The 25,839-nt window shown below is 72.7% G+C and carries 23 protein-coding genes; 14 read left to right on the forward strand and 9 right to left on the reverse strand.

Translation table 11 applies throughout. The features are described from left to right. Positions 1-34: 34 nt before the first annotated feature. Genes ACGFYV_RS29515 through paaA form a run of 5 tightly spaced genes read right to left on the reverse strand, consistent with a single transcriptional unit; the run spans position 35 to position 3,708 of the window. Positions 35-1,096: a 2Fe-2S iron-sulfur cluster-binding protein gene (locus ACGFYV_RS29515; RefSeq protein WP_393881553.1), complete on the reverse strand. Its 1,062-nt coding sequence runs from the start codon at positions 1,094-1,096 to the stop codon at positions 35-37. Continuing rightward, positions 1,096-1,641: a 1,2-phenylacetyl-CoA epoxidase subunit PaaD gene (gene paaD, locus ACGFYV_RS29520; RefSeq protein ID WP_393881554.1), complete on the reverse strand. Its 546-nt coding sequence runs from the start codon at positions 1,639-1,641 to the stop codon at positions 1,096-1,098. The genes ACGFYV_RS29515 and paaD overlap by 1 nt, the downstream gene beginning before the upstream one ends. Further along, on the reverse strand, positions 1,635-2,354 hold the full coding sequence (gene paaC / locus ACGFYV_RS29525) for a 1,2-phenylacetyl-CoA epoxidase subunit PaaC (protein WP_393881555.1): 720 nt from the start codon (positions 2,352-2,354) through the stop codon (positions 1,635-1,637). The genes paaD and paaC overlap by 7 nt, the downstream gene beginning before the upstream one ends. Beyond that, positions 2,351-2,638, reverse strand: a complete 288-nt coding sequence (gene paaB / locus ACGFYV_RS29530; protein ID WP_361117354.1) for a 1,2-phenylacetyl-CoA epoxidase subunit PaaB — start codon at positions 2,636-2,638, stop codon at positions 2,351-2,353. Before paaB ends, paaC begins: the two co-directional genes overlap by 4 nt. Further along, entirely contained in the window at positions 2,635-3,708 is a 1,074-nt protein-coding gene (paaA, locus tag ACGFYV_RS29535) for a 1,2-phenylacetyl-CoA epoxidase subunit PaaA (RefSeq protein ID WP_393881556.1), read from the reverse strand. Before paaA ends, paaB begins: the two co-directional genes overlap by 4 nt. Positions 3,709-4,256: 548 nt before the next feature. Between paaA and ACGFYV_RS29540 the strand changes: the two genes are divergently transcribed. From ACGFYV_RS29540 to ACGFYV_RS29550, 3 genes are read left to right on the forward strand one after another with little or no spacing between them, the layout of a single operon-like run. After that, a complete protein-coding gene (locus tag ACGFYV_RS29540; protein WP_393881557.1) occupies positions 4,257-5,030 on the forward strand; it encodes a DUF5819 family protein in 774 nt (257 codons plus the stop codon). Further along, a complete protein-coding gene (locus ACGFYV_RS29545) occupies positions 5,027-6,298 on the forward strand; it encodes an HTTM domain-containing protein (protein WP_393881558.1) in 1,272 nt (423 codons plus the stop codon). Before ACGFYV_RS29540 ends, ACGFYV_RS29545 begins: the two co-directional genes overlap by 4 nt. Before the next feature lie 5 nt (positions 6,299-6,303). Further along, positions 6,304-7,071 carry a TrmH family RNA methyltransferase gene (locus tag ACGFYV_RS29550; protein WP_393881614.1) on the forward strand — a complete coding sequence of 256 codons (768 nt, stop codon included), beginning with the start codon at positions 6,304-6,306 and terminating at the stop codon, positions 7,069-7,071. A gap of 6 nt (positions 7,072-7,077) precedes the next feature. Here ACGFYV_RS29550 and paaN read toward each other — a convergent pair whose 3' ends face one another. Next, positions 7,078-8,766 carry a phenylacetic acid degradation protein PaaN gene (gene paaN / locus ACGFYV_RS29555; protein ID WP_393881559.1) on the reverse strand — a complete coding sequence of 563 codons (1,689 nt, stop codon included), beginning with the start codon at positions 8,764-8,766 and terminating at the stop codon, positions 7,078-7,080. Between the two features lie 159 nt (positions 8,767-8,925). On the opposite strand from paaN, the gene ACGFYV_RS29560 reads away from it, so the two are divergent. Continuing rightward, complete coding sequence (locus tag ACGFYV_RS29560; RefSeq protein WP_393881560.1) at positions 8,926-10,440, forward strand: 3-hydroxyacyl-CoA dehydrogenase; 1,515 nt, start codon at positions 8,926-8,928, stop codon at positions 10,438-10,440. Beyond that, positions 10,437-11,024 (forward strand): TetR/AcrR family transcriptional regulator, encoded by a 588-nt coding sequence (locus ACGFYV_RS29565; protein ID WP_393881561.1) that lies wholly within the window; start codon positions 10,437-10,439, stop codon positions 11,022-11,024. Before ACGFYV_RS29560 ends, ACGFYV_RS29565 begins: the two co-directional genes overlap by 4 nt. Positions 11,025-11,185: 161 nt before the next feature. Here ACGFYV_RS29565 and ACGFYV_RS29570 read toward each other — a convergent pair whose 3' ends face one another. Then, positions 11,186-11,668 carry an Lrp/AsnC family transcriptional regulator gene (locus ACGFYV_RS29570; protein WP_393881562.1) on the reverse strand — a complete coding sequence of 161 codons (483 nt, stop codon included), beginning with the start codon at positions 11,666-11,668 and terminating at the stop codon, positions 11,186-11,188. Positions 11,669-11,858: 190 nt separating this feature from the next. Here ACGFYV_RS29570 and pdhA point away from each other — a divergent pair, with 190 nt between their 5' ends. The 7 genes from pdhA to ACGFYV_RS29605 all read left to right on the forward strand — a co-directional run bounded on the left by pdhA (position 11,859) and on the right by ACGFYV_RS29605 (position 20,409). Beyond that, positions 11,859-13,067: a pyruvate dehydrogenase (acetyl-transferring) E1 component subunit alpha gene (gene pdhA, locus ACGFYV_RS29575; RefSeq protein WP_393881563.1), complete on the forward strand. Its 1,209-nt coding sequence runs from the start codon at positions 11,859-11,861 to the stop codon at positions 13,065-13,067. Next, a complete protein-coding gene (locus ACGFYV_RS29580) occupies positions 13,064-14,068 on the forward strand; it encodes an alpha-ketoacid dehydrogenase subunit beta (protein ID WP_393881564.1) in 1,005 nt (334 codons plus the stop codon). The genes pdhA and ACGFYV_RS29580 overlap by 4 nt, the downstream gene beginning before the upstream one ends. Then, positions 14,068-15,573, forward strand: a complete 1,506-nt coding sequence (locus ACGFYV_RS29585) for a dihydrolipoamide acetyltransferase family protein (RefSeq protein WP_393881565.1) — start codon at positions 14,068-14,070, stop codon at positions 15,571-15,573. Before ACGFYV_RS29580 ends, ACGFYV_RS29585 begins: the two co-directional genes overlap by 1 nt. Positions 15,574-15,740: 167 nt before the next feature. Next, positions 15,741-16,739 (forward strand): NTP transferase domain-containing protein, encoded by a 999-nt coding sequence (locus tag ACGFYV_RS29590; RefSeq protein ID WP_393881566.1) that lies wholly within the window; start codon positions 15,741-15,743, stop codon positions 16,737-16,739. Next, a complete protein-coding gene (locus ACGFYV_RS29595) occupies positions 16,736-18,286 on the forward strand; it encodes a molybdopterin-binding protein (RefSeq protein ID WP_393881567.1) in 1,551 nt (516 codons plus the stop codon). The genes ACGFYV_RS29590 and ACGFYV_RS29595 overlap by 4 nt, the downstream gene beginning before the upstream one ends. Then, a complete protein-coding gene (locus ACGFYV_RS29600; protein WP_393881568.1) occupies positions 18,283-19,380 on the forward strand; it encodes a potassium channel family protein in 1,098 nt (365 codons plus the stop codon). Before ACGFYV_RS29595 ends, ACGFYV_RS29600 begins: the two co-directional genes overlap by 4 nt. A 48-nt stretch (positions 19,381-19,428) precedes the next feature. Then, positions 19,429-20,409, forward strand: coding sequence for an NAD(P)H-quinone oxidoreductase (locus ACGFYV_RS29605; protein WP_393881569.1), 981 nt, complete (start codon positions 19,429-19,431; stop codon positions 20,407-20,409). Positions 20,410-20,492: 83 nt separating this feature from the next. Here ACGFYV_RS29605 and ACGFYV_RS29610 read toward each other — a convergent pair whose 3' ends face one another. Continuing rightward, positions 20,493-21,173, reverse strand: coding sequence for a hypothetical protein (locus ACGFYV_RS29610; protein WP_393881570.1), 681 nt, complete (start codon positions 21,171-21,173; stop codon positions 20,493-20,495). 261 nt (positions 21,174-21,434) lie between these two features. Between ACGFYV_RS29610 and ACGFYV_RS29615 the strand changes: the two genes are divergently transcribed. Continuing rightward, positions 21,435-21,974: a bacterial proteasome activator family protein gene (locus ACGFYV_RS29615; protein ID WP_393881571.1), complete on the forward strand. Its 540-nt coding sequence runs from the start codon at positions 21,435-21,437 to the stop codon at positions 21,972-21,974. A 196-nt stretch (positions 21,975-22,170) separates the two neighbouring features. On the opposite strand, the gene ACGFYV_RS29620 is transcribed toward ACGFYV_RS29615, so the two are convergent. Beyond that, positions 22,171-23,823 carry a protein kinase gene (locus tag ACGFYV_RS29620; protein ID WP_393881572.1) on the reverse strand — a complete coding sequence of 551 codons (1,653 nt, stop codon included), beginning with the start codon at positions 23,821-23,823 and terminating at the stop codon, positions 22,171-22,173. A gap of 347 nt (positions 23,824-24,170) precedes the next feature. Between ACGFYV_RS29620 and ACGFYV_RS29625 the strand changes: the two genes are divergently transcribed. Further along, positions 24,171-25,772, forward strand: a complete 1,602-nt coding sequence (locus tag ACGFYV_RS29625) for a protein kinase (protein WP_393881573.1) — start codon at positions 24,171-24,173, stop codon at positions 25,770-25,772. Positions 25,773-25,839: the final 67 nt, after the last annotated feature.

The following is a 25,839-nucleotide window of genomic DNA, read 5'->3' on the forward strand; positions in this document are numbered from 1 at the left end:
TCCCCTTTCCTTCACCCTCTGCCGGCTCCGGACCTCAGCGGTCGAAGTCCAGCTCGACCTTTTCCGTCATCGGGTGCGACTGGCACGCCAGTACGTAACCGGCCTCGGTCTCCTCTGTCTCCAGGGCGAAGTTGCGGTCCATGCGGACCTCGCCGGAGACCAGGAAGGCTCGGCAGGTGCCGCAGACTCCGCCCTTGCAGGCGTAGGGGGCGTCGGGGCGGTTGCGCAGGACCGTCTCCAGGAGGGACTCGCCGTCCTGGACCGGCCAGGTGCCGCCGCGTCCGTCGAGCCGGGCGGTGACGGTGCTGTGCGCGGGCGCCGGGGCAGTGGTCCTCGGCGCGCCCTCGTCCACGTGGAAGATCTCCTGGTGGATGCGGGTGCGGTCCACGCCCAGCCCGCGCAGCGCCTTCTCCGCGCCCTGCACCAGACCGAACGGCCCGCACAGGAACCAGCCCGCCACCTGGTCCACCGGCAGCAGCGCCGGCAGCAGTCCGGTGAGCCGCTCGCGGTCCAGCCGTCCGGACGGCAGGCCCGCCTGCTGCTCCTCGCGGGAGAGCACCGTGACCAGCTGCAGCCGCTCGGGGTAGCGGTCCTTGAGGTCGGCGACCTCCTCAAGGAACATCGTCGAGGCGGCCGTGCGGTCGCTCCGTATCAGGCAGAACCGGGCCCCCGGCTCCCGCGCGAGCAGGGTGGCGGCGATGGACAGCACCGGGGTGATGCCGCTGCCGCCGACGACCGCCGCGTACCGGCCCGGGGCCGGGGCCAGGGTGAAGCGGCCGGCCGGGGTCATCACCTCCACCTCGTCCCCGACGGCGATCTCCTTGAGCGCGTAGGTGGAGAAGGCGCCGCCGTCGACCAGCCGCACGCCCACGCGCAGGGTGCTCGGGCCCTCGCCGGCCGGGTCGGGGGCCGGGGAGCAGATCGAGTAGGTGCGCCGGATCTCCTCGCCGTCCGTGCGCCGGCGCAGGGCGAGGTGCTGGCCGGGTGCGTGCCGGTACTCCTCGCGCAGCTCGGGCGGGACGGTGAAGGTGAGGGCGACGGAGTCGTCGGTGAGCCGGTCGACCGCGGCCACCGGGAGCGGGTGGAAGCGTGCCATCACAACTCCTTGAAGTGGTCGAAGGGCTCACGGCAGGCCAGGCACCGGCGCAGTGCCTTGCAGGCGGTCGAGGAGAACCGGCTCAGCAGCTCGGTGTCGGCGGATCCGCAGTGCGGGCAGCGGACCGGGTCGCTCCCCTCGGCGGGGCCGAAGGTGTCCGTGAGCGTGCGGGTCGGGCCCAGGGACAGCGGGACCGGTCCGAAGTCGTCGCGCACGCGCGGGGGGGCGATGCCGAACTCCTGGAGTTTGCGGCGGCCTTCGGCGGTGATGTCGTCGGTCGACCAGGCGGGGGAGAGCACCGTGCGGACGGTGACCTCGCGCATGCCGTGGGCGCGCAGCACCCGCTCTATGTCCAGGCTCATCGCCTCGATGGCGGGGCAGCCGGTGTAGGTCGGGGTCAGGTCGACCTCGACCGCGTCGGCGCCGCTGACGTGCACGGCGCGCAGGACGCCCAGCTCGTGGAGCGTGAGCACGGGCAGTTCGGGGTCGGGTACCGAACCGGCCAGCTCCAGCAGCTCCGCCTCCAGGGCGGTGGCGGTCACCATGACGCCCCCGGGTGGCTGCGGTGCAGATGCTGCATCTCGGCGAGCATCCGCCCGAAGGACTCGGTGTGCAGGCCCTGCCGGCCGGCGCCCGCAGACCAGGCGCCGGTGCGCGGGCCCTCGGGCACGGTCAGGGTGGCCCGGGTGAGCACGTCCGTCATGGACCGTGTCCAACGGGCTTCCATGGCGGCCCAGTCGACGTCCACCCCCTCCACCGGCTGGAACATCTCGCCGGTGAACCGCCACAGCGCGTCGCAGGCCCGCTGCATCCGCTCCTGGCTGACGGCGGTGCCGTCGCCGAGCCGCAGGGTCCACTGCTCGGCGTGGTCGCGGTGGTAGGCGACCTCCTTGACCGCCTTCGCGGCCAGGGGTGCGAACGGTCCGTCGCCTGCGGCGAGTTCGGCGTAGAGCAGGTGCTGGTAGGTGGAGAAGTACAGCTGGCGGGCGATGGTGTGGGCGAAGTCGCCGTTCGGCTGCTCGACCAGCTGGAGGTTGCGAAAGGCCCGCTCCTCGCGCAGGAAGGCCAGTTCGTCCTCGTCGCCCGCCATGGACAGCAGCAGGCGGGCCTGGCCGAGCAGGTCGAGGGCGATGTTGGCGAGGGCGACCTCCTCCTCCAGGACCGGGGCGTGCCCGGCCCACTCCCCCAGACGGTGGGAGAGCACCAGGGCGTCGTCGCCGAGGGCGAGGGCGGCGGTCGTGGGGACGGTGGCGGTCACAGGTGCTTCACCCCTTCCGGGATCTCGTAGAAGGTCGGGTGCCGGTAGGGCTTGTCGGCGGAGGGCTCGAAGAAGGGGTCCTTCTCGTCGGGCGAGGAGGCGGTGATCGCGGCGGCGGGCACGACCCAGATCGAGACGCCCTCGCCGCGCCGGGTGTACAGGTCCCGGGCGTTGCGCAGGGCCAGTTCGGCGTCCGGGGCGTGCAGGCTGCCGGCGTGGGTGTGGGAGAGGCCGCGGCGGGAGCGCACGAAGACCTCCCACAGGGGCCAGTCGGTGTTCGTCATGCTCGCGTCTCTCCTGTTCCTCCGGCGGTCCCGGCAGTCCCGGTGGTCCCGGCTGTCCCGGTGGTCCCGGCTGTCCCGGTGGTCCCGGCGTGCTTGGCGGCGTGGGCGGCGGCCGCCTCCCGGACCCACGCGCCCTCGTCGTGTGCGCGCCTGCGCTGGTTGATGCGCTGGTCGTTGCAGGGGCCGTTGCCCTTGAGGACGTCCCAGAACTCGGTCCAGTCGATCGCCCCGGAGTCGTAGTGCCCCCGCTCCTCGTTCCACCGCAGGTCGGGGTCGGGGAGGGTGAGGCCGAGGGACTCGGCCTGGGGGACGGCGATGTCGATGAAGCGCTGGCGCAGCTCGTCGTTCGAGTGGCGCTTGATCTTCCACTCCATGGACTGCGCGGAGTGCTGCGACTCGTCGTCGGGCGGGCCGAACATCATCAGCGAGGGCCACCACCAGCGGTCCACCGCGTCCTGGGCCATCGCGTGCTGCTCGGGGGTGCCCTTGCCGAGGGTGAGCAGGAGTTCGTAGCCCTGGCGCTGGTGGAAGGACTCCTCCTTGCAGATCCGCACCATCGCGCGTGCGTAGGGGCCGTAGGAGCAGCGGCACAGGGGGACCTGGTTGGTGATCGCGGCGCCGTCCACCAGCCAGCCGATCGCGCCGACGTCGGCCCAGGTCAGCGTCGGGTAGTTGAAGATCGAGGAGTACTTCTGGCGACCGCTGTGGAGTTTGTCGAGCAGTTCGGCGCGGCTGGTGCCGAGGGTTTCGGCGGCGCTGTACAGGTACAGGCCGTGGCCGGCCTCGTCCTGGACCTTGGCCATGAGGATCGCCTTGCGGCGCAGGCTGGGCGCGCGGGTGATCCAGTTCGCCTCGGGCTGCATGCCGATGATCTCGGAGTGGGCGTGCTGGGCGATCTGCCGGACCAGGGTGGCGCGGTAGGCGTCCGGCATCCAGTCGCGCGGCTCGATGCGTTCCTCGGCGGCGACGGCTGTGTCGAAGGCGTGCTGGTGGGCCGCCGTGTCGCCGGCGGCGCCGAGTGCGCCGTCCGCCGGTGTGCCGGGCGTGCGGTGCGCGGCTGCTGTGGCCATGCGGTCCCCCTGACCTCGGGCTCTCCTTGGGAACAGTCCCGACCGATCGTTCGGTTCGTGCGTCATCAATGGTGTGCCGGGGCGCTCCGGGTGTCAACCGCTGTGGAAAACCTGGGCGAGCCGCCTGTGGACAACCTGGGCGCGCCGCCTGTGGAAAACCGCGGAGCGGGCGGCGCGGCGTGGCGAGAGCCACTGTCCGGGGTCGTACCCGGGGCTGCGCCGGACGGCCGGTGCTGAGTACCGTTCCGTGCGAGCGCGATGGAGTGGCGCTCGTGACGGATGCGGCGCCTGCGGCGCCGGTAGGGACCACCGAGCGGAAGCGGGGGACGGGGCGGATGGACGCGTACGACGAGGACTCGGGGGCCCCACCCGGGTCCGCCGGGCCCGCCGGGTCGACCGGGGCGCGTCGCCCGGAGCTTCCCGAGCAAGCTGGGGCGCGTGGTCCGGAGCTTCCCGAGCAGGTTGGAGCGCGTCGCCCAGAGCTTCCCGAACAGGCTGGGGCGCGTGATCTGGGGGCGTCCGAGCAGGCTGGGTTGCGTGGCCCGGAGGTGTCCGAGCAGCCGTTGTCGCCCGAGTCGCCGTCCTCCGAGTCGCCGTCCTCCGAGTCGCCGTCGCCCGAGTCGCCGTCCTCCGAGTCGCCGTCCTCCGCCCCGTCGTCCCCCACGCCGCCGACCCGCACCGGCGTCGCCGCCCTCTCCTCCGGCTACCAGGTCGTCGCGGCCGTGGCCCTCGGGCTTGTCGCGGTCGTCGTCTGTGTGCACCTGGCCATGGTGTTCCTGAGCGTCGCGCCGGCGAACACGGTGACCAAGCAGCACGGCAAGGCCGTCGGGGAGTGGGTGTACCCGGAGTTCGAGCAGAACTGGAAGCTGTTCGCCCCGAACCCGTTGCAGCAGAACGTCGCCGTCCAGGCGCGCGCCCAGGTGCGGACGGAGGACGGCGACCTGCGCGTCACCGGCTGGACCGACCTCTCCGCGCAGGACGGTGCCGCGATCGACGGCAACCTCGTGCCCAGCCACACCGAGCAGAACGAGGTGCGCCGCGCCTGGGACTTTTTCGTCGCCACGCACGGCGCCGACAACCGTTCCGTGGGCATGCGCGGCGCGCTCTCCGAGCAGTACGTGCGCCGGATCGTCGTGATGCGCCTGTACCGGAGCGACGCGGCCGGCCCCGCCGGTGTGATCGAGCGTGTGCAGGTCCGCTCCAGAACCACCAACGTGCAGCCGCCCCCGTGGAGCCAGGAGAAGATCTCCGACAAGCCCGTCTACCGTTTGCTGTCCTGGTGGTCGGTGAGCGCCGACGAGGCCGCGGGAGGTGTGCGGTGAGCGGGATCTCCCTGAAGCTCTCGCGCGGCATCGCCCGCGTCACCGGAGCGGCGCTGGGCCCGTACCAGACCGCCGTGATCCGCATCGGCTTCGCCACGACCTGGCTGCTGTTCCTGCTGCGCGAGTTCACGCACCGCCAGGAGCTGTACGGTCCCGACGGCCCCTGGAGCTGGGTACTCGCCCGGCAGCTGATCGACGACAACCACGCCTTCACGGCACTGATGTGGTTCCGCGGGCACCTGTGGTTCGAGGTGTTCTACGTGCTGGCGATCCTCGCCAGCGCGGCACTGCTGCTCGGCTGGCGCACCCGTACCGCCTCGGTGCTGTTCATGGTCGGGGTGCTGTCGCTGCAGAACCGCAGCGTCTTCGTCGGTGACGGCGGCGACAACGTCCTGCACCTGATGTCCTTCTACCTGGTGTTCACGCGCTGCGGGCAGGTGTGGTCTCTGGACGCGCGGCGGCTGGCCCGGGACGAGGCGGCACGCGCGCGTGGGGAGCGGGTTCCCGCCGACTGGCTGGGTCCGGTGCTGTGGGGCGTGTCCGGTCTGACGCTCCTCGCGGTGACGCTGGCCGGCAAGGTCGACAACGGCTTGCTGGTGCCGGTGGTGCTGTGGACGGTGTGGGCGGCGCTCGGCCTGTGGTGGGCCGTCGGGCGCTGGGCGAGGGCGGCGCAGCCGCGGATCCTGCTGGACGTGATCGCCAACGTGGTGCACAACGGCGCCTTGGTCGTGATCATGACGGAGGCGTGCCTGATCTACGCCACGGCGGGCTGGTACAAGATCCAGGGCTCGCGCTGGCAGGACGGCACCGCCGTCTACTACCCGCTCCACCTGGACTACTTCTCGCCCTGGCCCGCCCTCGCCGACCTGATGTCCTCCAGCGGCACGATCATGATGATCGTCGCCTACGGGACGGTCATGGTGCAGGTCGCCTTCCCGTTCACGCTGTTCAACCGGCGGGTCAAGAACGTCCTGCTGGTGCTGATGATGACCGAGCACGCCGTGATCGCCGTCGTCCTCGGGCTGCCCTTCTTCTCGCTGGCGATGATCGCGGCGGACTCGGTGTTCCTGCCGACGTCGTTCCTGCTGCTGCTCGGCGGCTGGGCGGCACGCGCGCGTGGGCGGCTGCTCCGGCACGACGAGGGGAACCGCACGCTGCCGTCGCCGCGCGCCCCACAGGACTCGCAGGACTCGCAGGGCACGGGGGGCGCGCAGGGCATGGAGGGCTCGGAGGAGGCCGCGCCGGGGCACGTAGGGTTCACGGCATGACCGGCATGACCGACCCCGTGATCCGCTGGCGGGAGCAGGCCGACGGCGCCGTACTGCTCGACGGCTTCCACGCCCTCAAGCACGCGCTGCGCTTCGGGGCACAGGTGCCGGTGGCGGTCACCACCGACCGGTCGGCCACGCTCGCGCTCGCCGAGGAACTGGCCGGTGACGTCAGGGACGCGCTGGAGGCGCTGCTGACGGAGGTGCCGCGGGAGACGTACGCCTCGCTCGTGCCGCGCCCCCACCCGACCGGCGTGGCGGCGCTGGCCGTGCGGCCGTCCCGCGAGGCCAATGTCCGGGCCCTGGCGCACCGGCCGCGCACCGCCCCGGTCGTGGTCCTCGACAACCCGCGCAACCTCGGCAACGCGGGCGCCGTGATCCGGCTGGCCGCCGGCTTCGGCGCGACCGGAGTGGTCACCACGGGCACCCTCGACCCCTGGCACCCCACCGTGGTGCGCGGCGGCGCGGGACTGCACTTCGCGACCGCGGTGGAGCGGCTCGACGTCGAGGAGCTGCCCTCCGGGCCGCTGTTCGCGCTGGACCCGGAGGGCGACGACATCCGGGGCGTCGAGCTCCCCGACGACGCCGTGCTGGCCTTCGGCTCGGAGCGCAGCGGCCTGTCGCCGCGGCTGCGCGCCCGAGCCGATCACCTGCTACGGCTGCCGATGCGCCCCCAGGTCTCCAGCTACAACCTGGCCACCAGCGTCGCCATGACGCTGTACCACTGGAGTGCGTCCCCGGGCGCGCCAGGCACGCCGGGCACGCCCTCCTGAGCCGGGCTACGCCTCGCGGCGGACCTCGACGACCCGGAACCGGCCGGCCACGAACGCGCCGTCGGTGAGGGCCGCGTTCGCCGCCGGGTTGCCGCCCGAGCCGTGGAAGTCGGAGAAGGCGGCCGTCTGGTTCACGTACACCCCGCCGGTCAGGTTGAGCGAGAGCTGCGCGGCCTCCTCCAGGCACACCTCCTCGATGGCGCGGGTGACCTCCGGGTCGGTGGTGTACGCGCCGACCGTCATCGCGCCCTTCTCATGTACCGTGCGGCGCAGCAGCTCCACCGCGTCGGCCGCCGAGTCGACGGCGACGGCGAAGGAGACGGGGCCGAAGCACTCGCTCATGTACGCGGCCTCGGCGTCCGGCTTGGCGCCGTCCAGCTTGACGACGACCGGGGTGCGCACGACCGCGTCCGGGAACTCCGGGTTGGCGAGCTCACGGGAGGCGAGCGCGACCTCGCCGAGGCCGGCCGCCGCTTCCAGGCGGGCCTTCACGTCCGGGTTGACGATCGCGCCCAGCAGGGCGTTGGCGCGGGCGTCGTCGCCGAGCAGGCCGTCCACCGCGCGGGCGAGGTCGGCGACGACCTCGTCGAAGGTCTTGGGGCCCTCGTCGGTGCGGATGCCGTCGCGGGGGATCAGCAGGTTCTGCGGGGTGGTGCACATCTGGCCGCTGTACAGGGACAGCGAGAACGCCAGGTTGGACAGCATGCCCTTGTAGTTTCCGGTCGACTCCACGATGACCGTGTTGACGCCGGCCTTCTCCGTGTAGACCTGCGCCTGGCGGGCGTTGGCCTCCAGCCAGTCACCGAAGGACGTGGAGCCGGTGTAGTCGATGATGCGGATCTCGGGGCGGGTGGCGAGCGTCTTGGCGATGCCCTCGCCGGGGCGCTCGGCGGCCAGCGCGACCAGGTTCGGGTCGAAGCCGGCCTCGGTGAGCACGTCCCGGGCGATCCGCACGGTCAGCGCGAGCGGCAGCACCGCGCGCGGGTGCGGCTTGACCAGGACCGCGTTGCCGGTGGCCAGGGAGGCGAACAGGCCCGGGAAGCCGTTCCAGGTCGGGAAGGTGTTGCAGCCGATGACCAGGCCGATGCCGCGCGGGACCGGCGTGAACTCCTTGGTCAGCACCAGCGGGTCGCGCTTGCCCTGCGGCTTGGTCCACTCCGCCGCCTGCGGCGTGCGCACCTGCTCCGCGTACGCGTACGCCACCGCCTCCAGGCCGCGGTCCTGGGCGTGCGGGCCGCCCGCCTGGAACGCCATCATGAAGGCCTGTCCACTGGTGTGCATGACCGCGTGCGCGAACTCGTGCGTACGGTCGCTGATCCGCTTGAGGATCTCCAGGCAGATTGCCGCGCGCGCCTCCGGGCCCGCGTCGCGCCAGGCGCGCTGTCCCGCCCGCATCGCCGGCAGCAGCGCGTCCAGGTCGGCGTGCGGGTAGGTCACGCCCAGCTCGATGCCGTACGGCGAGACCTCGCCGCCCACCCAGTCGTCGGTGCCCGGCTGGCCGAGGTCGAGGCGGGTGCCCAGGACGGCGTCGAAGGCGGCCTTGCCCGCCCCGGCGTCCAGGCTGCCGTGCTCGCCGTACGCCTTGGGGTGCTCGGGGTGGGGGGACCAGTACGCGCGGGTGCGGATCGCTTCCAGGGCCTGGTCGAGCGTGGGCCGGTGCTTCGCGATCAGCTCGTGGGGGGTCTGGGCGGCCATGCGGGACCAACTCCTCGTCTGGAGAACTCTTCGTCGAGTTCAGGACCTGGGCAGAAACAGAGCGGGAACAGCCAGTCAGAGCTAGAGTAACCGAACGATCGGTCGGGACAAGGGGGTCCGCCGCATCTGTGGAAAACGTCGTGCGGGAGGATCGCGGACATGACAGCACTCGACGTCAGCAGCCCCGTGGCCGTCGTCGGCACCGGCACCATGGGCCAGGGCATCGCCCAGGTCGCGCTGATGGCCGGCCACCGCGTCCGCCTCTACGACGCCGTCCCCGGGCGCGCCCAGGAGGCGGCCGAGGCGATCGGCGCCCGCCTCGACCGGCTCGTCGCCAAGGGCCGCCTCGACGCGGGCGACCGGGACGCGGCGCGCGCCCGGCTCCTGCCCGCCGGGAGCCTCGCCGACCTCGCCGACTGCGCTCTGGTCGTGGAGGCCGTCCTGGAGCGGCTGGACGCCAAGCAGGCGCTCTTCCGCGACCTGGAGGAGATCGTCTCCGACGACTGCCTGCTCGCCACCAACACCTCGTCCCTGTCGGTGACGGCCATCGGCGGCGCCCTCGCCGACCCCGGCCGCTTCGTGGGCCTGCACTTCTTCAACCCGGCCCCGCTGCTGCCGCTGGTCGAGGTCGTCTCCGGGTTCGCCACCGACGTCACGTCGGCCACGCGCGCGTACGAGACCGCTCGCGCCTGGGGCAAGACGCCGGTGGCCTGCGCGGACACCCCCGGCTTCATCGTCAACCGCATCGCCCGGCCCTTCTACGCCGAGGCCTTCGCCGTCTACGAGTCCCAGGCCGCCGAACCGGCCACCATCGACGCGGTCCTGCGCGAGTCGGGCGGCTTCCGGATGGGCGCCTTCGAGCTGACCGACCTCATCGGCCAGGACGTCAACGAGTCCGTCACCCACTCCGTGTGGCAGTCCTTCTTCCAGGACGTCCGCTTCACCCCCTCCCTGGCCCAGCGTCGGCTGGTCGAGTCGGGCCGGCTCGGACGCAAGAGCGGACACGGCTGGTTCGACTACGCCGAGGGCGCCGAACGCTCCGAGCCGCACACCGCGGAGAGGGAGCAGCCGCCCGCGCGGGTCACCGTCGAGGGCGACCTCGGCCCCGCCGCCGAACTGGTCACGCTGATCCGCGAGGCGGGCATCCAGGTCCACGAGGAGGAAGAGGACCACGGCACCCGCCTGGTGCTGCCCGGCGGCGGCCAGCTCGCCCTCGCCGACGGACAGACCTCCGTGGAGTTCCGTGACGTCGTCTACTTCGATCTCGCCCTCGACTACCGCAAGGCCACCCGTATCGCCCTGTCCGCCTCCCAGGACACCGCGCAGGGGACCCTCGCCGAGGCCATCGGCCTCTTCCAGGCGCTCGGCAAGGACGTCAGCGTCATCGGAGACGCCCCCGGCATGATCGTCGCCCGTACGGTCGCCCGGATCATCGACCTCGCGCACGACGCCGTCGCCAAGGGCGTGGCCACCGAGGAGGACATCGACACCGCGATGCGCCTCGGCGTCAACTACCCGCTCGGCCCCTTCGAGTGGAGCCGCCGGCTCGGCCGCGGCTTCGCCTACGACCTGCTGGACGACCTGCACCTGCGCGAACCCTCCGGCCGGTACGCGCCGTCCCTCGCGCTCTACCGCCACGCGTACGCCACCGACAAGCGGGAGGCCACCTCATGACCACCGCCAGACGCGACACGTACACCCCCGAGACGCTGCTCTCCGTCGCCGTCCAGGTCTTCAACGAGCGCGGCTACGACGGCACCTCCATGGAGCACCTCTCCAAGGCGGCCGGCATCTCCAAGTCGTCGATCTACCACCACGTCAGCGGCAAGGAGGAGCTGCTGCGCCGGGCCGTCAGCCGGGCGCTGGACGGCCTGTTCGCGATCCTCCAGGAGGAGCACGCGCGCGTGGGGCGGCCCGTCGACCGGCTGGAGCACGTCGTGCGCCGCATGGTCGAGGTGCTGATATCCGAGCTGCCGTACGTGACGCTGCTGCTGCGCGTGCGCGGCAACACCGAGACCGAGCGGTGGGCGCTGGAGCGGCGCCGCGACTTCGACCACCAGGTCGCCGAACTGCTGAAGGCCGCCGCGGCCGACGGTGACGTCCGCGGGGACATCGAGGTGCGCCTGGCGACCCGGCTGGTCTTCGGAATGATCAACTCCGTCGTGGAGTGGTACCGGCCCGAGGCGCGCGGCGCCAGCGGCCGAGAGGTGGCCGACGCGGTGGTCAAGCTGGTCTTCTCGGGGCTGCGGCAGGCCTAGGCCTGAGGGCCGACCCGGGCCAGACGCCCGCATTGCCGACCCGGGCCTGACTCCCGCATGGCCGGGCTGGGAGCCCGACTCCCGAACCGCCGAGCCCGGAGCCCGACTCGCGCACCTCCGGGCCCGGACCCCGACTCCCGAACCGCCGAGCCGCGCGCCGGTCAGGTCTCCGGTTCCAGATCCTCCTCCTCGAACACCAGCAGCGTGCGCGTGCTGAGCACCTCGGGGATCGCCTGGAGCCGGGTGAGCACCAGCTCGCGCAGCGCCCTGTTGTCGGGCGTGTGCACCAGGAGCAGGACGTCGAAGTCGCCGCCCACCAGGGCGATGTGGGAGGCGCCGGGCAGTTGTCTGAGCTGTTCGCGGACCGTGCGCCAGGTGTTCTGGACGATCTTCAGCGTGATGTACGCCGACGTGCTGTGCCCTGCCCGCTCGTGGTCGACGCGCGCGCTGAAACCGCGGATCACCCCGTCCTCGACCAGCCGGTTGATCCGCGCGTAGGCGTTGGCGCGGGAGACGTGGACGCGCTCGGAGACGGACCGTATCGAGGCGCGGCCGTCCGCCTGCAGGATTTTCAGGATGTCCTGATCGATGGCGTCCAGCGGGCGCGCCGGAAGCACGGTCCCCTCGTCCGGCCCTTGGACCATTTGTTCAGGTGACATGTCCCCCCGCTCTGCCGCCGTGGACGTCCTGCATTCATTCCAGGCTGTGCAGAACCGTTTGTCCACAGCCTGGCGGGGCCTGTAGCCAAAATGTGCCGACGACCGAACAATCGGTAGGTGAGGCGAGTCACAACCGACGCGCCTGCCGTAGCCACTCCCATGAGGAGGTGCCGTCATGACGGTCATGGAGCAGCGGGGCGCGTACCGGCCATCGCCGCCGCCCGCCTGGCAGCCCCGCACGGACCCCGCGCCGCTGCTGCCCGACGCCGAGCCCTACCGCGTCCTCGGCACCGAGGCGGCCGGCCAGGCCGACCCGGACCTGCTGCGCCGGCTCCATGCCCAGCTGGTCAAGGGCCGCCGCTACAACACCCAGGCCACCGCGCTGACCAAGCAGGGCCGTCTCGCCGTCTACCCCTCCAGCACCGGCCAGGAGGCCTGCGAGGTCGCCGCCGCCCTGGTCCTGGAGGAGCGCGACTGGCTCTTCCCCAGCTACCGCGACACCCTCGCCGTCGTCGCCCGGGGCGTGGACCCCGTCGAGACCCTCACCCTGCTGCGCGGCGACTGGCACAACGGCTACGACTCGTACGCCCACCGGGTCGCCCCCCTCAGCACCCCGCTGGCCACCCAGCTCCCGCACGCCGTCGGCCTCGCCCACGCCGCCCGCCTCAAGGGCGACGATGTCGTCGCGCTCGCCATGGTCGGCGACGGCGGCACCAGCGAGGGCGACTTCCACGAGGCCCTGAACTTCGCCGCCGTCTGGCAGGCACCGGTGGTCTTCCTGGTGCAGAACAACGGCTTCGCCATCTCCGTCCCGCTCGCCAAGCAGACCGCCGCGCCCTCCCTGGCCCACAAGGCCGTCGGCTACGGCATGCCGGGCCGGCTGGTCGACGGCAACGACGCCGCCGCCGTGCACGAGGTCCTCGCCGACGCCGTACGGCACGCGCGCGCGGGCGGCGGCCCGATCCTGGTCGAGGCCGTGACCTACCGCATGGAAGCCCACACCAACGCCGACGACGCGACCCGCTACCGCAGCGGCGCCGAGGTCGAGGCATGGCGCGCACACGACCCGATCCAGCTGCTGGAGCGCGAACTCACCGCGCGCGGATGGCTGGACGAGGCCGGGATCGAAGCCGCCCGGCAGGACGCCGAGGCGATGGCCGCCGACCTGCGCGAGCGCATGAACCAGGATCCCGCTCTCGACCCGATGGACCTCTTCGACCACGTCTACGCCGAGACCACCCCGCAACTGCGCGAGCAGCGCGCCCTGCTGCGCGCCGAACTCGACGCGGAACAGGACGGAGAGGTCGGGCAGGACGAGCGGGACGGACAGGGCGGGCAGGCCGGACAGAGCGACCGGCACGACCAGGAAGGCGACCAGCGATGACCACCGTCGCCGTCAAGCCGGCCACCATGGCGCAGGCCCTCACGCGCGCGATGCGCGACGCCATGGCCGCCGACCCGACCGTGCACGTCATGGGCGAGGACGTCGGCACCCTCGGCGGTGTCTTCCGCGTCACCGACGGGCTCGCCAAGGAGTTCGGCGAGGACCGCTGCACCGACACCCCGCTGGCCGAGGCGGGCATCCTCGGCACCGCCGTCGGCATGGCCATGTACGGCATGCGGCCGGTGGTGGAGATGCAGTTCGACGCCTTCGCCTACCCGGCGTTCGAGCAGCTGATCAGCCACGTCTCGCGGATGCGCAACCGCACCCGGGGCCGGATGCCGCTGCCGATCACCGTCCGCGTCCCCTACGGCGGCGGCATCGGCGGCGTCGAGCACCACAGCGACTCCTCCGAGGCCTACTACATGGCCACGCCGGGGCTGCACGTCGTCACCCCCGCGACCGTCGCCGACGCCTACGGGCTGCTGCGCCGGGCCATCGCCTCAGACGACCCCGTCGTCTTCCTGGAGCCCAAGCGCCTGTACTGGTCCAAGGACTCCTGGAACCCCGAGCAGCCGGCCGAGGTCGAACCCATCGGCCGGGCGGTCGTCCGCCGCACCGGGCGCAGCGCCACGCTCATCACCTACGGCCCCTCCCTGCCGGTCTGCCTGGAGGCCGCCGAGGCCGCCCGCGCGGAGGGCTGGGACCTGGAGGTCGTCGACCTGCGCTCCCTGGTGCCGTTCGACGACGAGACCGTCTGCGCCGCCGTGCGGCGCACCGGACGCGCGGTCGTCGTGCACGAGGCGACCGGGTTCGGCGGGCCGGGCGGCGAGATCGCGGCCCGGATCACCGAACGCTGCTTCCATCACCTGGAGGCGCCGGTGCTGCGCGTGGCCGGCTTCGACATCCCCTACCCGCCGCCCATGCTGGAGCGGCACCACCTGCCCGGCGTCGACCGCATCCTGGACGCCGTGGCCCGCCTGCAGTGGGAGGCCGAGGGCTGATGGCACAGGTGCTGGAGTTCAAGCTCCCCGACCTGGGTGAGGGTCTCACCGAGGCGGAGATCGTCCGCTGGCTGGTGCAGGTCGGCGACGTCGTCGCCATCGACCAGCCGGTCGTCGAGGTCGAGACGGCCAAGGCGATGGTCGAGGTCCCCTGCCCCTACGGCGGCGTGGTCACCGCCCGCTTCGGCGAGGAGGGCACGGAACTGCCCGTCGGCGCCCCGCTGCTGACGGTCGCCGTCGGCTCCCAGACGTCCGCCGAGACCGAGGGATCGGGCAACGTGCTGGTCGGCTACGGCACGCAGGCGCCCGCCGCACGTCGGCGCCGGGTGCGGACGACGGCCACCGCCAACGGGACGGCGGCCGCCGCAGGGACGGTGAAAGAGCCCGCTCAGTCTGCTCAGTCCGGTCAGTCTGCTCAGTCCGCTCAGTCTGCTCAGTCCGGTCAGTCTGCTCAGTCCGGTCAGTCTGCTCAGTCCGGTCAGTCCGGTCAGTCCGGTCAGTCCGGTCAGTCCGGTCAATCCGTTCCGGTACCGTCCGCCCCCGCGCGCGTGCCCGAGCCCGTCCCCGCGTCGGCGCCCGCGCGCGTGCTCGCCGAGGGACCGGTCGCCGTGATCTCCCCGCTGGTCCGCAGGCTTGCCCGGGACAACGGACTCGACCTGCGGCAGGTGGCCGGTTCGGGCCCCGAGGGGCTGATCCTGCGCTCCGACGTCGAGTCCGCCCTGCGCACCAGGACCGCCCCCGCTCCCACCGTCTCCGCTCCCGCCGCCCCGGCCGCGGAGGCACCGGCCACCCGCCCCTCCTCCGGTCCCGTCCGCAGCGGAACCCGCATCCCCCTCAAGGGCGTCCGGGGTGCCGTCGCCGACAAGCTCTCCCGCAGCCGGCGCGAGATCCCGGACGCGACCTGCTGGGTCGACGCCGACGCGACCGAACTCATGCGCGCGCGGGCCGCCATGAACGCCGCCGGAGGACCGAAGATCTCCCTCCTCGCGCTGCTCGCCCGCATCTGCACCGCGGCCCTCGCCCGCTATCCCGAGCTGAACTCGTACGTCGACACCGAGGCCCGCGAGATCGTCCGGCTCGACCAGGTGCACCTCGGCTTCGCCGCGCAGACCGAGCGGGGGCTGGTCGTGCCGGTCGTCCGGGACGCCCACGCGCGCGACGCGGAGGCGCTGACCGCCGAGTTCGCCCGGCTCACCGAGGCCGCCCGGGGCGGAACCCTCACACCCGGGGAACTCACCGGCGGCACCTTCACGTTGAACAACTACGGAGTCTTCGGCGTCGACGGCTCCACCCCGATCATCAACCACCCCGAGGCGGCCATGCTCGGCGTCGGCCGCATCATCCCCAAACCCTGGGTGCACGAGGGCGAACTGGCCGCGCGTCAGGTCGTGCAGCTCTCGCTCACCTTCGACCACCGGGTGTGCGACGGCGGCACGGCGGGCGGCTTCCTGCGGTACGTGGCGGACTGCGTGGAACAGCCGGCGGTCCTGCTGCGCACCCTGTGACACCGTGTGACCCACGCGAGGACCGAGAAGCCCCCGGGGCGACTCACGCGAGGACCCGAGAAGCCCCCAGGGTGACTCACGCGGGCCCCGCCAAGTGATCCACGCGAGCCTCGCAAAGTGATCCACGCGGGGTCCGCGAGCGGCGGCCCGCGGGACATACTCGGGGGGTGACCGTCCACGAACCCGCCGCCCCCGGGCCCGACGACCGGGACACCGGACCCACCGGTCCCGGGCCCGCCGTCCCCGGGCGCGAAGTCCCCGGACTCACCGGCCCAGGGACCACCGGCGCGTACGACGCCGTCGTGCTTGCCGGTGGCGCCGCGCGGCGGCTCGGCGGTGCCGACAAGCCCGGTGTCCGGGTCGGCGGGCGCGCCCTGCTCGACCGGGTGCTCGCGGCCTGCGAAGACGCGGCCACGACCGTCGTCGTGGCCGACCGGCGTCCCACCGCCCGTCCGGTGAGCTGGGCGCGCGAGGAACCGCCCGGCGCCGGACCGGTCGCCGCGCTGGACGCCGGCCTGCGGCTCACCACCGCCGCGCATGCCGTCGTCCTCTCCGCCGACCTGCCGTTCCTCGAAGAAGCCACCGTGCGAAGGCTGTTGGCCGCCCTGAGGGACACCGGCGCCGACGGTGCGCTGCTCACCGACGCGGGCGGCCGTGACCAGCCGCTCGTGGCCGCCTACCGCACCGCCGCACTGCGCCGGGCCCTCGCCGGCCTCTCCGCCGCCGAGGGCGGCCTCACCGGCCTTCCCCTGCGCCGGCTCACCGGAGCCCTGCGCCTCACCCGCGTCGAGGACCCCCTCGCGTCCTTCGACTGCGACACCTGGGAGGACATCTCCCGCGCCCGGACACGCATCAGGGAGCATGGGCACGTGCTGGATGAATGGATCACCGCAGTCAAGAACGAGCTGGGCATCGACCTGGACGTCGACACCCCCGTCCTGCTCGACGTCGCCCGCGACGTCGCGCACGGTGTGGCCCGCCCCGCAGCGCCGCTCACCACCTTCCTCGTCGGGTACGCCGCCGCCCAGGGCAAGGGCGGCCCCGAGGCCGTCGCCGAGGCCGCCCGCAAGGTGACCGAGCTGGCTCGGCGCTGGGAGGAAGAGGGCCAGGAGGAAGGGAACCCGGCAGAGTCCAAGGGGGGCGGCTCCGCCCCGGACGCCGGATGACCGCCCCCGGCACCCGGGCCGGCAGGCCCGCCGGGGACCGTGACGGCCGCAACGGTCTCGACGGCCGCGATGACCGCAACGGTCTCAGCGGCCACGGCGGCCACGGCAGTCCCGGCGGTCTCAACGACCTCGACGACCTCGACGTCGAGGAGGCCCTGGCCCTCGTACGGGAGCCCGGGGACGACCGCGCCGGCCACCGGCCCGCCCCCACCCCCACCCCCGCCTCGCAGAGCGAACGCCCCGCCTCACAGAGCGAACGCCCCGCCCCGCAGGGCGAGCACCCGGCCCCGCACACCGCACGCCCGCACGAGCGGCACCGGGCCACGCCCTGGCCCCGGGCCCGCGAGATCGCGGCCCAGGCCGTGCGCGCCGCCCGAGTCACCGGGTCCGCTCGCAGCGCGGGCAGCCGTCACGCGCCCGTCTCCGTCCCCCTCGCCGACGCCCTCGGCCTGGTCCTCGCCGCGCCCCTGGACGCGCTCAGCGACCTGCCGTCCTTCGACACCTCCGCGATGGACGGCTGGGCCGTCGCCGGCCCCGGCCCCTGGCAGGTGCGGGACGAGGGTGTGCTCGCCGGACATGCCCGGCCCGAGCCGCTCACCGACGGCGAGGCGGTCCGTATCGCCACCGGTGCCCGCATCCCCGCCGACACCACCGCCGTGCTGCGCACCGAGCACGGCCGTACCGACGCCCAGGGCCGGCTCCACTCCACCCGGGAGATGAGTCACGGTCAGGACATCCGCCCGCGTGGCCAGGAGTGCCGCAGCGGCGACCAGTTGCTGCCCGTCGGCACCCTGGTCACCCCCGCCGTCCTGGGCCTCGCCGCGGCGGCCGGCTACGACACGCTCGGCACCGTCCCCCGGCCCCGTGCCGAAGTCCTCGTCCTCGGCGACGAACTGCTCACCGAGGGACTCCCGCGCGACGGCCTGATCCGGGACGCGCTCGGCCCCCTGCTGCCGCCCTGGCTGCGTGCCCTCGGCGCCGACGTCATCGCCGTACGCCGGCTCGGGGACGACGCCAAGGCGCTGCGCAAGGCGCTCACCACCTCGCGCGCCGACCTGATCGTCACCACCGGCGGCACCGCGGCCGGACCGGTCGACCACGTGCACCCCACCCTGGACCGCATCGGCGCCGAACTCCTCGTCGACGGCGTCAAGGTGCGCCCCGGCCACCCCATGCTGCTGGCCCGCACGAAGGAGGACCAGCACCTCGTCGGTCTCCCCGGCAATCCCCTCGCGGCGGTCTCCGGCCTGGTCACGCTCGCCGAGCCGCTGCTGCGTACCCTCGCCGCCCGGCCCGCCCCCGAGCCCTACACCCTGCCGCTGACGGAGGCGGTGCACGGGCATCCGTACGACACCCGGCTCGTCCCCGTCGTACTGCGCGGCGACCGCGCCGTGCCGCTGCACTACAACGGCCCGGCCATGCTGCGCGGGATCGCCGCCGCCGACGCGCTGGCCGTCGTACCGCCCGGCGGGGCCCGGCACGGGGAGGAGACCGAACTGCTCGATCTGCCCTGGGCGAGTGCGGGAATCGGGGTGTGTTTCACGTGAAACTTCCCGGCCATGACGTCATAGCCCGCCAGGCGGGCGACGATCTGGTGACCCACCGGGTGAAACTCCCGAGGAAAGTGGTCGACCGGCCGATCCGGCAGGTCGGCAAACGCCTGATCGTGGCCCTGCTGGTGCTGGTCGCCACCGCGTTCGTCGTCTATGCCGACCGCGACGGCTACCACGACAACGCCGACAACGCCCTCGACCTGCTCGACTCGTTCTACTACGCGACCGTCACCCTCTCCACCACCGGATACGGCGACATCACGCCGGTCAGCGACAGCGCCCGGCTCACCAACATCTTCGTCATCACCCCGCTGCGCGTGCTGTTCCTGATCATCCTGGTCGGCACGACGCTGGAGGTCCTCACCGAACGCACCCGCGAGGAATGGCGTCTGAACCGCTGGAGGTCCACCGTGCGCGACCACACCGTGGTCATCGGCTTCGGCACGAAGGGGCGGTCAGCCATCCAGACCGTCTGTGCGACCGGGCTGAAGAAGGAGCAGGTCGTCGTGGTCGACCCCAGCTCCAAGGCGATCGAGGCGGCGAACTCCGAGGGCTACGCGGGCGTCGTGGGCGACGCCACCCGCAGTGACGTCCTCCGGCGCGCCGAGGTGCACAGGGCACGGCAGATCATCGTGGCGCCGCAGCGCGACGACACCGCCGTCCTCGTCACCCTGACGGCCCGCCAGCTCAACCGGGGCGCGAAGATCGTGGCCGCCGTGCGCGAGGAGGAGAACGCCCCGCTGCTCAAGCAGTCCGGTGCCGACGCCGTCATCACCAGCTCCGGCGCGGCCGGCCGGCTGCTCGGCCTTTCCGTGTTCAGCCCCGCCGCCGGCATGGTCATGGAGGACCTGATCCAGCAGGGCAGCGGCCTGGACATCATGGAACGACCGGTGGTGCGGGCCGAGGTGGGCAAGAAGCCGCGCGAGACGGACGACCTCGTGGTGAGCGTCGTCCGCGGCCACCGGGTCCTCGGCTACGACGACCCGTCCATCGGCACCCTCCAGCTGACGGACCGTCTGATCACCATCGTCCGTGCGACGCCCGGCGCCCGGGTCACGCCCCAGGCCCGCCCGTTGCCGCACGACTGAGCGGGTCTCCCCCAGCGGGGGGCATCCGCCGGGGGTAGCGTCGTCGCCATGCATGCGATCACGATTCCCGAACCTGGCGGACCCGAGGCGCTGGTGTGGGCCGAGGTGCCCGATCCGGTGCCCGGAGAGGGCGAGGTACTGGTCGAGGTGGTGGCCAGTGCCGTCAACCGTGCCGATCTCCTGCAACGGCAGGGCTTCTACGACCCGCCGCCCGGCGCGTCCCCTTATCCCGGCCTGGAGTGCTCCGGCCGGATCGTGGCCGCCGGCCCCGGGGTCTCCGGCTGGGCGGTCGGCGACGAGGTGTGCGCACTTCTCGCGGGCGGCGGTTACGCCCAGAAGGTGCCCGTCCCGGCCGGGCAGTTGCTGCCCGTCCCCCAGGGCGTCGACCTGAAGCGGGCGGCGGCACTGCCCGAGGTGGTCTGCACGGTCTGGTCCAACGTCTTCATGGTCGCCCATCTGCGCCCCGGCGAGCTGCTGCTCGTGCACGGGGGCTCCAGCGGCATCGGCACGATGGCGATCCAGCTGGCCAAGGCGGTCGGCGCGCGGGTCGCGGTGACGGCCGGGAGCAAGGAGAAGCTGGACTTCTGCGCCGAGCTGGGCGCGGACGTGCTCATCAACTACCGCGAGCAGGACTTCGTCGCCGAGATCGCGCGGGCCACGGACGGCGCGGGCGCCGACGTCATCCTGGACAACATGGGCGCCAAGTACCTGGACCGCAACGTCCAGGCCCTCGCCGTCAACGGACGCCTCGCGATCATCGGCATGCAGGGCGGCATCAAGGCCGAGCTGAACATCGCCGCCCTGCTGGGCAAGCGGGCCGCCATCAGCGCGACCTCGCTGCGGGCCCGGCCGCTGGGCGAGAAGACGGCCATCGTGGCGGCCGTGCGCGAGCACGTGTGGCCGCTGATCGCCTCGGGGCACATCCGTCCGGTGGTCGACCGCGAGCTGCCCATGACGGACGCGGCCCAGGCGCACCGGGTGCTGGAGGACAGCGGGAACATCGGGAAGGTGCTGCTCGTCGCGTCGTGAGCGGTGAGTCGTGAGCGGTGAGTCGTGAGCCGTAAACGGTGAGCCGTCAGCCGTCGGCCGTGGCAGGCGCTCGGTCCTGCGGGTCAGCTTCGTCGTACTCGCAGGCCGACGAATGCCAGGGCCAGGCCCAGGCCGATGAGGACGAGCCCGCTGCCCAGCGGGAGGATGTGCGGCGCCGACGCGGTGGGGGCCTCGCTCTGGCGGACGGCGGCCCCGGCCGTGGTCGGCGCCGCGGTCCGCACGGGGGCCAGCCCGGCTTCCCGGGGCGTGTCGGAGGCCGTCGGCGTCGCGTCCCGGCTGTCCACCGTCTCCGGCTCCTGCGCGTAGCCGTCCTCGGTGTCCTCGGCGTCCGCGGCTTCGGACGGCGCGGCGGTCCCGGACGCCGACGCGGTCTCGGCGCCCTCCTCCTCGGCCGCCGGCCCGTCCGGCCGCCCCGGCCGCGTCCGTCCCTCGCCCGCCCGGCTGCCGGCCCGCGAGGGCTCGGGCGGCGAGGCGGACGCGGAGCGGTCGGCGGTGCCGAGGACCGGCACACCGGCGGAGGCGGACGAGGAAGCCGAGGACGAGGCCGAGGGCGAGGGGGACGCCGTGGAGGACGTCGACGGGGAGGAAGGGGGAGGGGCGGACGTCCGGGCCAAGGACGCGGGGGAGCCCGGTGGGGCCGCCTCCGCGCCGTACGCGGTGGCCGAGCCGTACGCGGGCGCGCTCGCCGCGAGGACGAGGAGCAGCCGCACGAGGCGGAGCGTGAGTCGCAGCCATGGAGTCACGTCGGTGACCTCCCGGAACCCTGTTGCCGTGACCGTCGGAGAAATCGACGGAATCAAGCCTCACATTTGCTGACAGGTCAGGCATTTCGGATTGGGCCGACAGGTCTACACGCCGGATCGGCGACCCCCGGGCGCCCCCCCAGGCGACCCCCAGGCGACCCTCCTGGCGGGCACCACCGTGTGGTCATCGGCGGCACCGGTGATCGGCGGTAACGGGGGGTGCCACGGTGGTGACGTGGACCGGTGCGCGACAATGGCCGCATGGAGATGCCGAGGAACGAACGGTCGCCGGAGAATCCTCAGATCCTCGTCGTGGGCCAGGACGGAATGGCCCTCGGCAGCGGAGGTGGCGGCGAGGAGCCCCGCGAGATCCCGGTGACGGAGCAGGTCGAGCAGCCGGCCAAGGTCATGCGGATCGGCAGCATGATCAAGCAACTCCTGGAGGAGGTGCGCGCGGCCCCTCTGGACGAGGCGAGCCGGGCCCGGCTCAAGCAGATCCACCGCAGCTCCGTGAAGGAGCTGGAGGACGGCCTGGCGCCCGAGCTGGTCGAGGAGCTGGAGCGGATCTCCCTGCCCTTCATGGACGACGTCACCCCGAGCGACGCGGAACTGCGCATCGCGCAGGCCCAGTTGGTGGGCTGGCTGGAGGGCCTCTTCCACGGGATCCAGACCACGCTGTTCGCCCAGCAGATGGCCGCGCGGGCCCAGCTGGAGCAGATGCGCCGCGCGCTCCCGCCGGGCATGTCCCACGACGGCGACGAGCCGCAGTCGGGCGGCCGGTCGGGCGGCCCGTACCTGTAGCCCCCGGCCTCGGAACTCGTACCTGTAGCCCCTGGCCCCGGAACTCGTACCTGTAGCCCCTGGCCCCGGAACTCGTACCCGTAGCCCCCGGCCCCGGAACTCGTACCCGTAGCCACTGGCTCCGACAATCGGAAGGGCCCGGCGGACGTCCGCCGGGCCCTTCCGTATGCCGTTGATCCTGCCGTTCTTCCCGACGTTACGACGGGTCGCCCGTCGACACGTTGAGCTGGATCTCGACCTTCTTCGGGTCGACGTCCGTGCCGGGCTTCGGGAACTGGTCGATGACCGCGCCCTCGCCGTAGGTGTTCTCGTCCACCTTCACCGTCGTCACCCGCCAGCCCGCGCCCGCGGCACACTCCTTGACGGACTTGATGTACTTGAACCGGAAGTCCGGGAGCTGGATCTTGTCCGGGTCGTTGTACGACTCCTGGGGCTCCGTGCACAGGGTCTTGTCGATCGTCTTCGTGGTGTCGGGGCCCCGGTGCTCCGGTGCGACGGTCGTCGCCGAGGGGCTGGTGCCACCGCCGCCCTTGTTGTCCTCGCTCCCGCCGTTCAGCGTCAGCGCGACGATCAGGCCGACGACCGCGATCAGTGACACCACGATCGAGCCGATGATCACCGGCTTGTTGTTCCTGCCGCCGCCCCCGCCGGAGGACTGCGCCGTGGTCTGGGGCGTGAGGTTGTACGGCGGCGGGGTCGAGGACCCCTGCTGCCCGTACCCGACCGCCGGGGTCGGGTAGCCACCCTGCTGCGGGTAGCCGTAGGAGGGGGCCGGGGGCTGGGCCGGGCCCGGGTTGGTCGGCGGCGGGGTGCCGTAGGGGCCCGGCGCAGGAGTCGGCTGGTACGGCGTCTGCACCGGGCCGCCGGCCGCCGGGGTCTGCTGGCCGACCGGCGGGAACACCGCGGAACCCACGCCCGAACCGCTCTGCGTCGGCCCCGTGCCCTGCACGATGCTCGGCGCCGCGGCCTGGAAGGAGGCGGCCACGCGCAGGCATTCGTCGCGCATGGACTCGGCGGTCGGGAAACGCTCGTTCGGGTTCTTCTTCAGCGCGCGGGCGATCAGCGCGTCCACGGCGGGCGGCAGCGAGCGGTTCACGGAGGACGCCGCGACCGGCTCCTCCTGCACGTGCGCGTACGCGATCGCCAGTGGCGAGTCCGCGTCGAACGGCAGCCTGCCGGTGACCAGCTGGAACAGCATGATGCCGACCGAGTACAGGTCGGAGCGCGCGTCCACGCCCCGGCCCAGGGCCTGTTCGGGCGAGAGGTACTGCGGGGTGCCGACGACCATGCCGGTCTGGGTCATCGAGGTGACGCCGGACTGCATGGCACGCGCGATGCCGAAGTCCATGACCTTGACCACGCCACGCTTGGTCATCATCACGTTGCCCGGCTTGATGTCGCGGTGGACCAGCCCCATCTCGTGGCTGATCTCCAGCGCGGCGAGCACGTCCGCGGTGATCTTCAGGGCCTTGTCGGCGGGCATCGCGCCGTACTGGCGGACATCCTCGTCGAGGACGGAGCCCAGCGGGCGGCCCTCGATGTACTCCATGACGATGTACGGCGTGGTCATGCCGTCCAGGTCGTCCTCGCCCGTGTCGAAGACCGAGACGATGTTGGTGTGCGTGAGCTTGGCCACGGCCTGTGCCTCGCGGCGGAACCGCTCACGGAAGGCCTGCTCCCGGCCCAGCTCGGTGTGCAGCGTCTTGAGCGCGACCTGACGGTCCAGCACGGCGTCGTACGCCAGGTGCACCGAGGCCATGCCGCCTTCACCGAGCAAGTCACGCAGCTGATAGCGGCCGCCGGCCACCGCTCGCCCCGCATACCGGCCCTGCGCGCCGTCCTGGCTCATCTTTCCGCGTCCCCCACCACTGGCCGTCCGGCGCCGTCGCCTGGCTAACATGCCTTGATCGAATGTGCCATTCCCGGCCAAGTCTGCCCCAGGGCACTGACACGTCAAGCTCGGTGCCCGTTCCGTGACCGTACGCGAAGGAAGCGTCGCGGAAGCGTTACCGCAGTCGTACGTCCGGTACACAGAATTTGCACGACAGCAGGTGTGCGAGGTTTCATGGCCGGTCCGTCGCGGGCCGACCCCGGGTGCCTGTTCCGGACCGGAGGTTCCCGCGAAGGCTGTAGCGTGGCCGACGGAGACCGTGACAACACCGCGCGCACCGCGGGCAGAAACGACGGCGAGGACAGATGGCACAGACGCACAGCGCCCAGGGCCCGTCCGACCCCGAGGCGGCTGGCGGCGGTATGTCGGACGCGCCGGAGATGTGGGGCAACGCGGGGCTCGTCGGTGACGGCCGCTACCGGCTGACCCACCGCCTGGGCCGGGGCGGCATGGCCGAGGTCTTCGCCGCCGAGGACGTCCGTCTGGGCCGCACCGTCGCCGTCAAGCTGCTGCGCGCCGATCTCGCCGAGGACCCGGTCTCCAAGGCGCGGTTCACGCGCGAGGCCCAGTCGGTGGCCGGCCTCAACCACCACGCGATCGTCGCCGTGTACGACTCCGGTGAGGACGTCGTCGCGGGCGGCCAGTCCGTGCCGTACATCGTGATGGAGCTGGTCGAGGGCCGCACCATCCGCGACCTGCTGATCAACGCTCAGGCGCCGGGCCCCGAGCAGGCCCTGATCATCGTCTCCGGTGTGCTGGAGGCGCTCGCCTATTCGCACCAGCACGGCATCGTGCACCGCGACATCAAGCCGGCCAACGTCATCATCACCGACAACGGCGCCGTCAAGGTGATGGACTTCGGCATCGCCCGCGCCCTGCACGGCGCGCAGTCGACCATGACGCAGACCGGCATGGTCATGGGCACCCCTCAGTACCTCTCCCCGGAGCAGGCGCTCGGCAAGGCCGTCGACCACCGTTCCGACCTGTACGCCACCGGCTGCCTGCTGTACGAACTGCTCGCGCTCAGGCCCCCGTTCACCGGTGAGACCCCGCTGTCGGTGGTCTACCAGCACGTCCAGGACATCCCGGTCCCGCCGTCCGAGGTCGCGGCCGGCTGCCCGCCGGAGCTGGACGGGCTGGTCATGCGCTCGCTGGCCAAGGAGCCGGACGACCGGTTCCAGACGGCCGAGGAGATGCGCGGCCTGATCCAGTACAGCCTGCAGATGCTGTACGAGCAGGGCGGCCACACCGGCACCTGGAACACCGGGCCGGTGGACATGCACGACGGCCGCGCCACCCCGCCCGGCGGCTTCGCGCGGACGACCGCGATGCAGCACCCCGGCGACTTCGGCGCCGGCACCACACAGATCCCGCAGCAGATCCTGCCCGCCGGGTACGGCAACGGCGACGACGGCGGCTTCGAGGGGCACGGCAACAGGGGCAGCGGGCGCGGCAAGCTGTGGATCCTCGCCGCCCTCGCGGTGGTCGCGGTCGTCGCGGGTGTCGCGCTGGCGCTGCACAACACCGGCGGCGACACGGGCTCCGGCACCACGCCGCCGCCGAGCCACTCGCAGACCACGAAGGACGACACGCCCTCCGAGGCGCCGACCGACGAGAGCACCGACCAGCCCACGGACACGACCACGGACGACAGTTCGGGCACGGACGGCGGTTCGGGCTGGTCGACGCCGACGGACACCTCGACGCAGGCTCCGACCGACACCACCACCTCCGAGCCGACCGACCAGCCGACGGACGAGCCGACCACGCAGGAGCCGACGGACCCGCAGACCACCCCGTCCCAGCCGACGGACCCGGCCGCCGGCGGCACGGACCCGGGCACCACGGTCGGCGGCGGCACCGACGCGGGTACGACGACCGGCACGACGGGCACCACCGGCCCCTGAGCAGCCACCACGCGCGCGTGCGAGCCGAGCTACGGCCTCACGCGCGTGTGCGGGTCACGGCCTCACG

It is taken from the genome of Streptomyces sp. NPDC048297 (assembly GCF_043201585.1).
Lineage (GTDB): Bacteria > Actinomycetota > Actinomycetes > Streptomycetales > Streptomycetaceae > Streptomyces.